Origin of the sequence: Pedobacter sp. R20-19, assembly GCF_000708265.2 — a bacterium.
Lineage (GTDB): Bacteria > Bacteroidota > Bacteroidia > Sphingobacteriales > Sphingobacteriaceae > Pedobacter.
The window spans coordinates 490342-503154 of the sequence record NZ_JCKI01000002.1 but is presented as its reverse complement, the minus strand read 5'-3'; the positions used below and the strand labels follow the sequence as shown (position 1 = coordinate 503154).

14 protein-coding genes are annotated in these 12813 nt (G+C 36.4%); 9 read left to right on the top strand and 5 right to left on the bottom strand.

Annotation, left to right across the window (positions count from 1 at the left end; genetic code table 11):
• Positions 1 to 91 precede the first annotated feature (91 nt).
• From gyrB to AN34_RS05985, 3 genes are all read right to left on the bottom strand, one after another.
• Complete coding sequence (gyrB, locus tag AN34_RS05995; protein WP_029283287.1) at positions 92 to 2050, bottom strand: DNA topoisomerase (ATP-hydrolyzing) subunit B; 1959 nt, start codon at positions 2048 to 2050, stop codon at positions 92 to 94.
• Between the two features lie 142 nt (positions 2051 to 2192).
• A complete protein-coding gene (locus tag AN34_RS05990; protein ID WP_029283285.1) occupies positions 2193 to 2576 on the bottom strand; it encodes a VOC family protein in 384 nt (127 codons plus the stop codon).
• Positions 2577 to 2633: 57 nt separating this feature from the next.
• Entirely contained in the window at positions 2634 to 3023 is a 390-nt protein-coding gene (locus tag AN34_RS05985; protein ID WP_157263219.1) for a hypothetical protein, read from the bottom strand.
• Positions 3024 to 3500: 477 nt separating this feature from the next.
• On the opposite strand from AN34_RS05985, the gene AN34_RS05980 reads away from it, so the two are divergent.
• From AN34_RS05980 to AN34_RS05970, 3 genes are all read left to right on the top strand, one after another.
• Positions 3501 to 4100 (top strand): OmpH family outer membrane protein, encoded by a 600-nt coding sequence (locus AN34_RS05980; RefSeq protein ID WP_029283281.1) that lies wholly within the window; start codon positions 3501 to 3503, stop codon positions 4098 to 4100.
• Positions 4101 to 4165: 65 nt separating this feature from the next.
• A complete protein-coding gene (locus tag AN34_RS05975; protein WP_029283279.1) occupies positions 4166 to 4645 on the top strand; it encodes a nucleoside deaminase in 480 nt (159 codons plus the stop codon).
• Positions 4646 to 4695: 50 nt separating this feature from the next.
• Positions 4696 to 5472 (top strand): EcsC family protein, encoded by a 777-nt coding sequence (locus AN34_RS05970; RefSeq protein WP_051666264.1) that lies wholly within the window; start codon positions 4696 to 4698, stop codon positions 5470 to 5472.
• A gap of 49 nt (positions 5473 to 5521) precedes the next feature.
• Here the strand turns inward: AN34_RS05970 and AN34_RS05965 are convergent, their stop codons facing one another.
• Positions 5522 to 5923 carry an RNA-binding S4 domain-containing protein gene (locus AN34_RS05965; RefSeq protein ID WP_029283275.1) on the bottom strand — a complete coding sequence of 134 codons (402 nt, stop codon included), beginning with the start codon at positions 5921 to 5923 and terminating at the stop codon, positions 5522 to 5524.
• Between the two features lie 226 nt (positions 5924 to 6149).
• On the opposite strand from AN34_RS05965, the gene AN34_RS05960 reads away from it, so the two are divergent.
• On the top strand, positions 6150 to 6968 hold the full coding sequence (locus AN34_RS05960; protein WP_029283273.1) for a 2,3,4,5-tetrahydropyridine-2,6-dicarboxylate N-succinyltransferase: 819 nt from the start codon (positions 6150 to 6152) through the stop codon (positions 6966 to 6968).
• A 15-nt stretch (positions 6969 to 6983) separates the two neighbouring features.
• Complete coding sequence (locus tag AN34_RS05955; protein WP_082468330.1) at positions 6984 to 8201, top strand: glycosyltransferase family 1 protein; 1218 nt, start codon at positions 6984 to 6986, stop codon at positions 8199 to 8201.
• Here the strand turns inward: AN34_RS05955 and AN34_RS05950 are convergent.
• Positions 8194 to 8760: a DUF4136 domain-containing protein gene (locus tag AN34_RS05950; RefSeq protein WP_029283269.1), complete on the bottom strand. Its 567-nt coding sequence runs from the start codon at positions 8758 to 8760 to the stop codon at positions 8194 to 8196. The genes AN34_RS05955 and AN34_RS05950 overlap by 8 nt on opposite strands.
• Positions 8761 to 8953: 193 nt before the next feature.
• Here AN34_RS05950 and AN34_RS05945 point away from each other — a divergent pair, with 193 nt between their 5' ends.
• The 4 genes from AN34_RS05945 (at position 8954) to miaA (ending at position 12764) form a co-directional block, all read left to right on the top strand.
• Positions 8954 to 9520, top strand: coding sequence for an L-threonylcarbamoyladenylate synthase (locus tag AN34_RS05945; protein ID WP_029283267.1), 567 nt, complete (start codon positions 8954 to 8956; stop codon positions 9518 to 9520).
• A gap of 108 nt (positions 9521 to 9628) precedes the next feature.
• The gene (locus AN34_RS05940) at positions 9629 to 11035 is read left to right on the top strand and encodes a CCA tRNA nucleotidyltransferase (RefSeq protein ID WP_029283265.1); all 1407 of its coding nucleotides are present in this window, start codon (positions 9629 to 9631) and stop codon (positions 11033 to 11035) included.
• Between the two features lie 99 nt (positions 11036 to 11134).
• Positions 11135 to 11779: a hypothetical protein gene (locus AN34_RS05935; RefSeq protein ID WP_029283263.1), complete on the top strand. Its 645-nt coding sequence runs from the start codon at positions 11135 to 11137 to the stop codon at positions 11777 to 11779.
• Between the two features lie 76 nt (positions 11780 to 11855).
• Entirely contained in the window at positions 11856 to 12764 is a 909-nt protein-coding gene (miaA, locus tag AN34_RS05930; RefSeq protein ID WP_029283261.1) for a tRNA (adenosine(37)-N6)-dimethylallyltransferase MiaA, read from the top strand.
• Positions 12765 to 12813: the final 49 nt, after the last annotated feature.

Sequence of the window (12813 nt, the reverse complement as noted above, 5' to 3'; positions counted from 1 at the left end):
TTAAAGAGGGTTTTATTTATTTAGCTTTCAGCCCTAGTCTTTTAGCTTTAGCCTTTCAGCTTTAATCTTTCAGCTCTGCCTTTCCGCTTAACTAAGCATCAATCTTTGCATATTTCGCATTACGCTCAATAAATTCTCTACGTGGTGCAACTTCATCACCCATTAACATAGAGAAAGTATGATCACATTCCGCAGCACTTTCAATAGTGGCTTGCAACAAAGTACGGGTAGCAGGATTTAAAGTGGTATCCCAAAGCTGCTCAGCGTTCATTTCACCCAAACCTTTATAACGTTGTATGTGCACACTATCTTCTTTACCAGCACCTTTTAAACGTTGTACTGCGGCATCACGTTGCACATCATTCCAGCAATATTCAAATTCTTTCCCTTTCTTAACCTGATAAAGTGGCGGTGATGCGATATAAACATATCCGGCTTCAATCAATGCCCTCATATAACGATAGAAGAAGGTTAAAATTAAAGTGGTAATGTGTGAACCATCAATATCCGCATCCGTCATGATGACGATTTTATGGTAACGCAATTTCGTTAAGTTCAAAGCCTTATCATCCTCAGGCGTACCAATACTCACACCAATAGCCGTGAACATATTCTTAATCTCGTCATTTTCGTAGATTTTATGCTCCATCGCTTTCTCCACATTCAATATTTTACCTTTTAACGGTAAAATAGCCTGGATGTTTCTATCGCGACCTTGTTTAGCGGTACCACCCGCCGAGTCACCCTCTACTAAGTAAATTTCGCATTTTACTGGATCACTGTCCGAGCAATCGGCAAGTTTACCTGGCAAGCCAGAACCACCCATTACACTCTTGCGCTGAACCATTTCACGTGCCTTACGTGCCGCAGCACGAGCCGTTGCCGCTAAAATCACTTTGTTAACAATCATTTTAGCTTCCTTCGGATTTTCTTCCAAATAAGCACCCAATGCCTCACCAACAGCAATATCTACAGCACCCATCACCTCACTGTTACCCAGTTTAGTTTTAGTTTGCCCTTCAAATTGCGGCTCTTGTACTTTTACAGAAACTACTGCTGTTAATCCTTCTCTAAAGTCATCACCAGTAATTTCCATTTTTAGGTTCTTTAACAAACCCGATTTATCTGCATAACTTTTTAAAGTACGCGTTAAACCTCTACGGAAACCAGCAATATGAGTTCCACCCTCGTGTGTATTAATGTTATTTACATAAGAGTGAACATTTTCAGAATAACTATCATTGTATTGGAAAGCCAGTTCAACCGGAACACCATTTTTAATCCCATCGATATAAATTGGCTCTGGTAAAAAAGAAGCTCTGGTTCCATCTAAAAAGGAAACAAATTCCTTTAATCCACCTTCAGATTGAAAAACTTCTGATAAAAATGTACCATCCTCTAAAGCTTCACGCTCATCTGTTAAGGTGAGCTTAATTCCTTTATTTAAGAAAGCCAATTCGCGTAAACGACTGGCTAAAGTATCGTATTTATATTCAGTTGTTTGCGTAAAGATACTCGCATCAGGACTAAAGGTCACAATTGTACCGCGTTTATCAGTCGTTCCAACTTCTTTAACATCATACTGCGGAACACCAATTTTGTATTCCTGCATCCAGATTTTACCTTCACGGTGTACTTCCGCTTTTAAATCTGTTGATAATGCGTTAACGCAACTTACCCCCACACCGTGTAAACCACCAGAAACTTTATAAGTATCCTTATCAAATTTACCACCCGCGTGCAAAACCGTCATTACAATTTCTAACGCCGATTTATTTTCTTTTGTATTAATCCCCGTTGGAATACCACGACCGTTATCTTCAACCCGGATGGAGTTTCCTTCTAAAATCCTTACGTCGATTGTATCTGCATGACCGGCTAATGCCTCATCAATAGAGTTATCCACAACCTCGTAAACCAAGTGGTGTAAACCCTTTACACCCGTATCACCTATATACATCGAAGGGCGCTTACGCACCGCTTCCAAACCTTCTAAAACCTGTATATTATCTGCCGAATAATTTGACTTTAAATCTTGTTCTTCGCTCATATTTTATTTAAAAACTATAAGTATCAAAAATACGGAATATTTGGCATTTAAACTAATATGTGGATAAATGTACCAGGGTATTAAAGAGGTTGTGTAAACCCTTATATCCCTCGCAGATCATGAAGATGAGCATCACGATGAATTATTTCTGCTGTTTCAATTGAAAAACATTTCCTTCAGGGTCTACTCCATCACATAACCAATAGTCATAAGCCTCAAAAGTTTTAACGCCTCTCATCTCTACACCCTGATCCATCAAATGAGTTCTTAGTGCATGCATATCCTGATCAATTTCAAAGACAATTTTTACATTGTTTTCAAACTTAAATGGGCCCTTACTTTTATCAAGGTAATCTTCTCCAATTTGATGAAGACCTATTTTACAAGGCCCCGCAGAAAGAAGCGCCCAGGAAGATTTGAATTCTTCTACCACCTCAAAACCAAAAATGGTAGTATAAAAGGCCCTTAATTTTTCTACGTTTTGTACATAGAATATAATGGTGTCCAGATTAAATGTTGTGTTCATATATTATAATAAGCTTTGCAGCACTAGAAGGTTTAGTACAATTTCACGTTAACTTAATTATCGTTGAGCCCTGGTTGCTTTATCGAAAGTGAAAACTAAACTTTTCTGATCAATTTTATTTAATGGAATTTCACTTGTTTTTATACCCTCGCCTGTAGTAAAATAAACACTGGCTTTCATTTCCGATCCCTTATCCAATCCATCTTCGAATAAGGCAATACCAAATAAGCTTGGGTCTGTTTTAGAGGTAGCTGTAATGCTAACCGTACCTAAATCGTAATTACCATGATTTTTTAAGGTAATTACACCATTTTTATACGTGTAAGTTAATCCCTTTATAGTTGCCAAATAGGTTTTGTTTTTACTGGTTACCGCTTGGTAGGTTTGTGCCTGTGCAGAAATTCCCATCCCCAGGGTAATTAAAATTGCGGCGAATGCTTTCATCATATTTTATTTAAAAGTAAAGCTAAGAATATATCAATAAATCTAAACGCACTAGTATCATAAATAGTCTTTAACTTACTTATTATTAGCAATTAGCAAGTTTTAAAAAGCAAAAACTGTGCTCAATTCAGAGTTAGTCCCGCTTTCCTTTCCAAGGCACGTAGAAAAAACGGGCGCTTTACACTACAATCGGGTTTAATAGGCAAAACAAATAGTTCCTAGGTAAGTTTAATCTCCATTCAACCGTCCATTTCAGCAATAAAAGCCCACCTGAACCCGATAAAAGCGGACACGGCGCAATAGCCTTTTTGGCTAATTAAAGCTTAAAGTGAGTAGCAGGAACAAACATTAAAATGAAAAACTCAACCTGCTTTCCAAATCATCTTTAGCCACTAATCTCATTTGGCTAATGCTAAGCGTAACTCTTAATTGCATTTAAAAACTAATTTCTATAAGTTTGTTAAAATTTATTAAACAATAATGGAAAGAAAAACCTTTAAAACCTTTGGTTTATTTGCTACAGCTGCTTTAATCACAGCATTTTCTGCATGTCAAAACAAAGACACTAAAACCACTGAAACTAAAAAAACAGATAGCACTACCGCAGCGGTTTCTGTTAGCGACAAAATAGTATTTGTTAACCAAGACTCTTTGTTAACAAAATACGACTACTATAAAGACCTTAAAAATAAATTTGAGAAAAAAACCAAAGATGCGCAGTCAGACCTGCAATCAAAACAACAAGCTTACCAACGCGAAGTAACTCAATACCAACAATCTGCAGGCTCACTTTCAGCTGATCAACGCAAATCTACTGAAGAGCGTTTAGGTAGAAAAGGTCAGGAATTACAGGCTTATCAGCAAAATGCTGGTGGTGCTTTACAAAATGAGCAGGCTGTAGAAACCGAAAAACTTTATGATAAAGTAGCTGGATACCTAAAAAATTACTCGAAAGAAAAAGGCTATAAAATGGTTTTAACTTTCTCTAAAGGCAATAGCGCAATTCTTTTTGCTGATGAATCTCTTGATATTACTTCTGAAGTAATTAAGGGTCTTAATGCAGAATACACAAAAAAATAATAATTAAAATATAAAATATAAATGCTCCGGGTAATCGGGGCATTTTTTTTGTGTCATCATTTAATATGGAGAATCAAAAACACGAAGAATTTATGAAGATGGCTATTGCGCTATCGGTTGAAAATGTAACAGAAAACGTTGGAGGACCATTCGGCGCAGTGATCGTTAAAGATGGAAAATTTGTAGCAGGCTCAGCCAATAAGGTAACCTCAACAAATGATCCAACAGCACATGCTGAGGTTTCTACCATCCGTTTAGCTTGTAATGAATTAAATACGTTCGATTTAAGTGGATGTGTTATTTACACCAGTTGTGAACCATGCCCCATGTGTTTAGGTGCTATTTATTGGGCTAAAATTGATACGATTTATTATGCCAACACTAAAACTGATGCAGAAAATATTGGTTTCAGTGATAAATTTATCTACGAAGAGCTGGAAAAACCGATGGAAAAAAGATCACTACCCGTGGTTCAAATGATGCGAGATGAAGCTTTACAGGCATTTAAACTTTGGGAAACCTCACCTTTAAGCATTAAATATTAACCAGATATAGAAACAATTCGCACCAGTTTAACGTCTGAATAGTAAATAAAATGATGACTTACGAACAAAAGATAACGAGTGAACTGGATTTCTGGAAGTTCAAAACTTTACAGAAATCTTCACTTTTTAATAAAGTTACAGATACTGTTCAGAAGAAGATCAATAGTTATATTCCTGATAAAATTCATAGTGCCATTACCACAGCCATAAAGCAAATGGTGAAGGCGGTGCTTTTTGGATCAACTTTTACAACAGCAAAGCCTGTTACCGATTTAACACTGATGCATCGCGAAGCACTGATCAATCAAAAAATAGACACTTATAAAAAAACTGGTGCTGCAGAAGGTGGCATTACCGGTGCTGGTGGTTTTTTGATGAGTTTGGCCGATTTCCCCTTGCTATTAGGCATTAAAATGAAAATGCTTTTTGATATTGCTGCCTTATATGGCTATGATGTCAAAGATTATCGCGAGCGCCTCTACATTCTTCATATTTTTCAGCTCGCCTTTTCAAGCAAGGAAGAAAGTAAAAACGTTTTTTTGAAAATGCAGAATTGGGATGATGTCGCACATAAGCTACCAACCAATATTGATGAATTTGATTGGTTAACTTTTCAACAACAATATCGTGACTACATTGATCTGGCTAAATTAGCTCAGATGCTCCCCTTTATTGGTGCCGCGGTTGGAGCAGTTGCAAATTATAAACTGATAGAGAAACTTGGCAAAACTGCCATGATGAGTTATCGCATGAGGTATTTTAATCTTCAGTCTATAACTTTAAGTCATGAGCCAACCAGCGATTTTAAAATCACAAAAGGGAATTGATTTTCCTTATCTGATGCCTATGGACTTCGGACTCAAGACTGATGATTAATTATTCTTCCTCTTCAAACATACCGCTAATTAAATCATCGGTTTCACGCCTGTCCTTTTTAGTTGGTCTGCCTGCCCCACGATCACGCTTTAAATTTGGCGCATGAAAAGCCGATTTAAAAGCATGGGTTTCTTCAACCGGCGTTAAATCCTTATATTTTGTTAAGGCGGTAGGAGAATCAGTTCTATTATAAGAAAAATCTACTACTTCAATAATTTTCTTTTCTATTCCTTTTGATACCTGATAAACATCGCCAATTTTTACAATTGCAGATGGTTTAATATTTTGTCCTTTTAATTTTATACGCCCGGCTTTACAGGCATCGGTAGCCAGACTTCTGGTTTTAAATAACCTGATCGCCCATAAATATTTATCAATCCTAAGTTTCTCTGCTTCTGCCATTGGTGGTTTGTTAGTTAGTTGGTTTTTTAGTTGATTGGTAAAAACCATAACATAAAATCCAAAATGCTAAAATTTGAAAAACAAAGTTAAGCAACCATATCCCAAAAAACCAAACATCTAAAAATCTATACAACCAAATGAGCAACCCTAACCCCAAAAAACCAAACACGTAAAAAACTAAAAAACCGAAAAATTTGATTTATTTTGCGTAAAATTTAAAAACATCATGTATTCAGATTTAAAGAAATTAATTGAAGCCGCTTGGGAAGATAGAACCCTTTTAAAATATAGCAACTATTGCGAAGCGATCGAAACCATTATTCAGGGATTAGATAAAGGCGAAATTCGTGTTGCTGAACCAGTTCTAAATTCTTGGGGCATTAATGAGTGGGTAAAGAAAGCTGTAATTTTATACTTCCCTATTCGTGAGATGAAGGAAATTAAGAGCGGTCCTTTTGTATACCATGATAAAATGGATTTAAAAACCGATTATAAAGCAACTGGTGTACGTGTAGTGCCAATGGCGAGTGCCCGTTACGGTTCATATTTAGCAAAAGGTGTAATCATGATGCCATCTTACATTAACATTGGTGCTTATGTAGATGAAGGTACAATGGTTGATACCTGGGCTACTGTGGGTTCTTGTGCACAAATTGGTAAACGTGTTCACTTAAGTGGTGGCGTGGGTATTGGCGGAGTTCTGGAACCTGTTCAGGCTGCACCGGTTATTATTGAAGATGATGCATTTTTAGGTTCAAGAGCAATTGTTGTGGAAGGGGTTAAAGTAGAGCGTGAAGCAGTATTGGGTGCCAATGTGGTATTAACAGCATCTACTAAAATTATTGATGTAACTGGCCCAACGCCTGTAGAATATAAAGGTGTAGTACCAGCACGTTCAGTAGTAATTCCAGGTAGCTATACCAAAAAATTCCCTTCTGGAGAATATCAGGTTCCTTGTGCTTTAATTATTGGAAAACGTAAAGAAAGTACAGATAAGAAAACCTCACTTAACGATGCGTTGAGAGAAAATAATGTAGCTGTTTAAGCTTAGAGGGAAAAGGTGAAAGCGGAAAGCGAAAAGCAAATTTCTAAAGCCGAAAGTCCTGAACTTGATCAATCAAGCTTTGGTCTTTCGGCTTTAAGCTTTCCAATCCAAATAGGCTTTGATGGCAAGCGTGCAGCAAATAACTTAACTGGATTAGGTAATTATAGCCGGTCTTTAATTGAATCGCTTGCAGCGCAGTACCCTGAAAATCAATATTTGGTTTACTCACCAAAAGTAAAGCATGCTAAACAAATTGATTCCTTTTTTGAAAAAGAAAACATCACGTTAAAACTTCCTAAAGAAGGTGGTTTTCTTTGGAGAACTTTAAATATCCTCAAAGATCTGGGCAGAGATCACGTTCAGATTTTTCATGGCTTAAGCCACGAAATTCCATTCGCCATTCAGCACACCCGCATTAAATCCATTGTTACCATTCACGATTTAATTTTCCTTCGTTTTCCGCAATACTATCAATTTATAGATCGTAAACTTTACAAATGGAAGAGTAGATCTGCTTGCAAAAGAGCTGATCAGATTATCGCCATAAGTGAAAAAACCAAAGCAGACATTGTAGAGTTTTACAATGTAAATCCCGACAAAATTAAAGTCATTTATCAAAGTTGTAATGATGGATTTAAAATGGCAATGCCCGAATCAACTTTAAACAGGATTAAACTCACTTATGAACTTCCAGAAAAATACATTCTCAACGTTGGAACCATCGAGGCACGTAAAAACCTCAAATTATTAATACAAGCACTCAAAACTGTAGATCACCAATATAAGCTGGTCGTTATTGGAAAAGAAACCGCTTACTTTAAAGAAATTGAAAGAGAGCTTGACCGTTTAGCTTTAAGAAATCGGGTAATCTTTTTAAAAAACATTCCATTTACAGACTTACCTGGCATTTATCAAATGGCTAAACTGTTTGTTTATCCTTCCTTTTACGAAGGCTTTGGCATTCCTATAATCGAGGCTTTATATTCGAAAGTACCTGTAATTGCAGCCACAGGTTCTTGCCTGGAAGAAGCAGGCGGACCTGATAGTATTTATATCAATCCAACAGATGTAAGTGGTTTAGCCTACTGGATTGATCAAGTTCTTCAACATGCTGATCTCCAAAAAGAGATGAAAGAAAAAGGGCTGGAATTTGTTCAAAAATTCAACAGCCCTCAAGTAACAAAGCAATTAATGGATTGCTATAGCAATTTATTAGGTTCAGCTACTACTTAGCAGCCAAAGCATTTGGTGGATATTGTGCCAGAATTTCTTTAACACCAGTGTAAAGGCGTTCTTCTCTTTTCTTTAAATTATCCAAATTAAATCCACTACCCCTTCCGTGCCAGAATAATTCTTTTTTAGCCGGATCTAAGAAATCAATGATGATCGTACCTTCAATGTATTGGTTAACGTAGTTACCGCCACCCCAGAAAGGAGAACCCCAACCACCACGCCAGCCCCAGCCGCCGCCCCAACCCCATCCACCGTAATAGGCAGGGCCATAAACGTCTGTTTTTTCTCTCGCCACCACCACTAAGTTTACAAGCATATCCGGCCTTTCAGATTTTGTAAAACCTTTAGCATTCATCTCCGTTTCTACGGCAGCCATTAAACGTCTTTTATCTAAGTTATTCAACTTTACTCTGGCGATTCCTTTGTCATAAAAATTGTAGGTTTTATAACGATTGAAATCTGCATTTTTATCAAAATCAGATGCGGTACGAAGACTCGAACATCCTGCTAATGCGATTACGATGGCAAACAGCATTAATAAGTTTTTAATTGTTTTCATTGTGTGTTGTTTCATATAAATAACCGATATTAAATATAATAAAATTTAATTTTAATTTCATAAAACTGGTATAATTTTACAATCAGATTGTTTGGATAGAACGTGTTATAAAACAGAAAGTTTTATGGCAAATGTTAAATAATTAGCCAATGATGAATATTTAACATTTCAACTAAAAAATTAACTTTGTATCATGTTAAAAGAGGAAATCAATAAAGCTTTGGAAGTGCTGAAAAATGGTGGTGTAATTTTATACCCTACAGATACAATCTGGGGTTTGGGCTGCGATGCAACCAATATAGAAGCTGTAGAGAAATTACTTAAAATAAAAAACAGGCCAGCAGATAAAAGCTTAATTGTATTGCTCGATGTAGATAGCAAATTACAAAGCTATGTAACGGAAATTCCTGAAGTAGCCTATGACCTGATTGAATACGCTGAAAATCCTTTAACGATTATTTTCTCTGGGGCAAAAAACCTTGCACCAAATGTAATTAACGCAGATGGCAGCGTAGGCATCCGCGTGGTGAAACACGATTTCTGCACACCACTTCTCCAGCGTTTTCGCAAGCCGATGGTTTCTACCTCTGCCAATTTAAGCGGAAAACCTTCACCAAAATATTTTGATGATATTGATCCTGAAATTTTAGAAGCAGTTGACTATATAGTCGATTTCGAGCAAGAGAATAGAACGCATAAAAAGCCATCTACCATCATGAAACTTTCTCCGAGTGGACAATTTGAATTTATTCGCAAGTAATTTTATTACTTTTGCATAAACTTTAAATCAATTCGTCACCCTGAATTTATTTCAGGGTCTTTAGCCAAAAAGATGCTGAAGTCAATTCAGCACGACGAAAATATTATTATGCATCAACACCTACAAGATCCGATTTTTAAAACCCTTTCCACAGTAGCTGATCAGCAGAATATCGAAGCTTATGTTATTGGAGGTTTTGTCCGCGATATATTTTTAAACCGAATATCTAAAGATATAGATGTGGTGGTAGTGGGTAGTGGAATTGAATATGCAGAGGCTGTTGCAAAAAAACTAAACACAAAAGTTGCTGTTTTTAAAAACTTTGGTACCGCAAATATTAAATTCAAGGATTTAGAGGTCGAATTTGTAGGTGCCAGAAAAGAATCTTACCGATTAGAATCCCGCAAACCGATTGTGGAAGATGGCACGCTAGAGGATGATCAGCTACGACGCGATTTTACCATTAATGCGCTTGCCATTAACCTTAATATTGCTCACTTCGGTGAGTTGCTCGACCCCTTTGATGGTCTTACAGACTTAAGAAGTAAATTCATCCGTACGCCGCTTGATCCGGAAATCACTTTTTCCGATGATCCTTTGAGAATGATGCGGGCAATCCGTTTCGCTTCGCAGCTTAATTTTAAAATTGATCCGGCGGCACTCCACGCAATTCAGACTCAAAAAGAAAGAATTAGCATTGTATCTAAAGAGCGAATCACGGATGAACTGAATAAAATTATTTTGTCCTCCAAACCATCTATTGGATTTAAACACCTTTTTGATACCGGCCTTTTACAAATTATTTTTCCACAAATGGCACAGCTTTATGGGGTAGAAATTGTCAAAGGAAAAGGGCACAAGGATAACTTCTATCATACTTTGGAAGTACTGGATAACATTTGCCTACATACAGATGATTTATGGCTACGCTGGGCCGCTATATTGCATGATATAGCCAAACCAGCGACAAAACGTTTCGAAGAAGGCCATGGCTGGACTTTTCATGGGCATGAGGACAAAGGCGCAAAGATGGTTCCAAAAATCTTCGCTCAGTTGAAACTGCCACTGAATGAAAAAATGAAATTTGTTCAAAAACTTGTTCAGTTACACTTAAGGCCAATCGTTCTTGCACAGGAAATCGTTACCGATTCAGCCGTGAGAAGGCTTTTATTTGATGCAGGCGAAGAGATAGATAGCTTAATGCAACTGTGTAATGCCGATGTTACAACCAAAAACGAGTATAAAAAAATTAAATATCGAAACAACTTTGAGTTAGTTAAACAAAAGCTAAAAGATGTGGAAGAGCGTGATAAAATCAGGAATTGGCAGCCTCCTATTACCGGAAATGATATCATGATTACCTTTGGCCTGGATGCAGGTAAAGAAGTTGGCCTAATTAAGAATGCCATCAGGGAAGCTATCCTGGAGGGAGAGATTAAAAACGACTATCAGGAAGCATTTAATTTTATGATAATTCAAGCCAAACAAATGGGATTAAATCCTGTTCTTAAATAATTTAATTGACCAAATACCACTCAAAGGCAATATCTTGTAAGACATGATGTTTGTGGTTAATATAAATTAACTTTATTTTTACGGTTCCAAAATACAATAATGGCTATTTATAAATTTAGAATTACTTTCGAAGATTTTGATGATGTGGTGAGAGAGATCGACATTAAATCAAACCAAACATTTGAAGACCTGCATAAGGCTATCCATAAATCTACTGGTTACAATGCAGAAAAATCTTCGTCATTTTATGTAAGTACAGATAATTGGTTAAAGGGTGATGAAATTGCCTATTTGCCCAATGAAAGAAAAAAAGATCGTGTGGTTTTGATGGAAAATTCTAAGTTAAGTGGCTTCATTGAAGATCCTCATCAAAAGTTCTATTATATTTATAATTTCGACCGTCCTTTTGATTTTCATGTAGAATTGGTTAAAATCGTTTTAGATCCAGATCCAAATATAGAATATCCATTTTTAGCGAAGAGTTCAGGTGAAGCACCGAAAATTTTTGAAAAGAATGCAGTGAGCATAGATGATGCCGAAAATTCGGCTGTAGCTGTGGGTGAATTTGATTTTTTAAATGAATTAAATTTCGTTCCTGAAGATACAGACGAACTCGAAGCTATGGGTGAAATGGGCATTAATGAAAAAGAGCGGGATGATGATGAAGAATCTGAGGATGATGAATTTGGAGATGAATTTTCAGATAATGATAATTTTGAAGACGATACCAAAGATGATTATTAATTAATACCAACCTATATGCAATTATAAAAGCTGTCAAACATTAAAATTGGCAGCTTTTATTTTATATAAGCTCCTCATGTCTAATTTAAAAACATTAATTTCCGTTGTAGGGCCAACTGCTATTGGCAAAACTGCCCTGGCTATTGAACTGGCTAATCATTTTCGAACAGAAATTATTTCTGCAGATTCGCGACAGTTTTATAAAGAAATGGAAATTGGTACTGCTAAGCCTACTCAAACTGAGCTCGCAGTTGCAAAACATCACTTCATAAACTCCCATTCTGTTAATCAATTATTTAGTACAGGAGATTTTGAAGTCGAAGGTTTAAAAGTGCTGGATGAAATTTTTAAAACTCATGATTTAGCCATTATGGTGGGTGGATCGGGATTATACGTAAATGCGCTGATTAATGGTCTGGATGACATGCCAGAAATTGATCTGCTTGTCAGAGATCAACTCAACAATCTTTTTAAAACAGAAGGTATCTCCCCTATTCAGGAACAACTAGCAAAACATGATCCTGAATATTATGCCAAAGTAGATCAGCATAATCCCCAAAGAATGATCCGTGGTTTGGAAGTCTTTTTATCTACCGGAAAAAAACTTTCATCCATGTTATCTGCCACTAAGAAAGAACGGCCATTTAACATCATCAAAATAGGTTTAAATACAGAGCGGGTAACTTTGTATGATAGAATTAATAGCAGAGTTGATCAGATGATCAGTAATGGTTTGTTAGATGAAGTAAAATCGTTAACTGAATTTAGATCTTACAATGCACTAAATACAGTAGGTTATAGCGAAATATTTGATTATTTAGATCAAAAACTTTCATTTGAAGAAGCAGTTTCAAACATTAAACAAAATACACGCAGGTTTGCCAAAAGACAGCTAACCTGGTTTAGAAGAGATGAAGAAATAACTTGGTTTGAGCCAAATCAACACGAGGAGATCGTCAAACATATTGAGCGCAGAATAAAATAAAAAAGGGACTTGCTAATGGCAAATCCCTTTAAATATTATTAGTTACATC

Bases quoted from the DNA above. Each gene is read 5' to 3' on its own strand.
- AN34_RS05975 (WP_029283279.1), top strand. From the start codon at position 4,166: ATGGAGAATCAAAAACACGAAGAATTTATGAAGATGGCTATTGCGCTA.
- AN34_RS05945 (WP_029283267.1), top strand. From the start codon at position 8,954: ATGTTAAAAGAGGAAATCAATAAAGCTTTGGAAGTGCTGAAAAATGGT.
- gyrB (WP_029283287.1), bottom strand. From the start codon at position 2,050: ATGAGCGAAGAACAAGATTTAAAGTCAAATTATTCGGCAGATAATATA.
- AN34_RS05980 (WP_029283281.1), top strand. From the start codon at position 3,501: ATGGAAAGAAAAACCTTTAAAACCTTTGGTTTATTTGCTACAGCTGCT.
- AN34_RS05950 (WP_029283269.1), bottom strand. From the start codon at position 8,760: ATGAAAACAATTAAAAACTTATTAATGCTGTTTGCCATCGTAATCGCA.
- AN34_RS05940 (WP_029283265.1), top strand. From the start codon at position 9,629: ATGCATCAACACCTACAAGATCCGATTTTTAAAACCCTTTCCACAGTA.
- AN34_RS05970 (WP_051666264.1), top strand. From the start codon at position 4,696: ATGATGACTTACGAACAAAAGATAACGAGTGAACTGGATTTCTGGAAG.
- miaA (WP_029283261.1), top strand. From the start codon at position 11,856: ATGTCTAATTTAAAAACATTAATTTCCGTTGTAGGGCCAACTGCTATT.
- AN34_RS05935 (WP_029283263.1), top strand. From the start codon at position 11,135: ATGGCTATTTATAAATTTAGAATTACTTTCGAAGATTTTGATGATGTG.
- AN34_RS05960 (WP_029283273.1), top strand. From the start codon at position 6,150: ATGTATTCAGATTTAAAGAAATTAATTGAAGCCGCTTGGGAAGATAGA.
- AN34_RS05990 (WP_029283285.1), bottom strand. From the start codon at position 2,576: ATGAACACAACATTTAATCTGGACACCATTATATTCTATGTACAAAAC.
- AN34_RS05965 (WP_029283275.1), bottom strand. From the start codon at position 5,923: ATGGCAGAAGCAGAGAAACTTAGGATTGATAAATATTTATGGGCGATC.
- AN34_RS05985 (WP_157263219.1), bottom strand. From the start codon at position 3,023: ATGATGAAAGCATTCGCCGCAATTTTAATTACCCTGGGGATGGGAATT.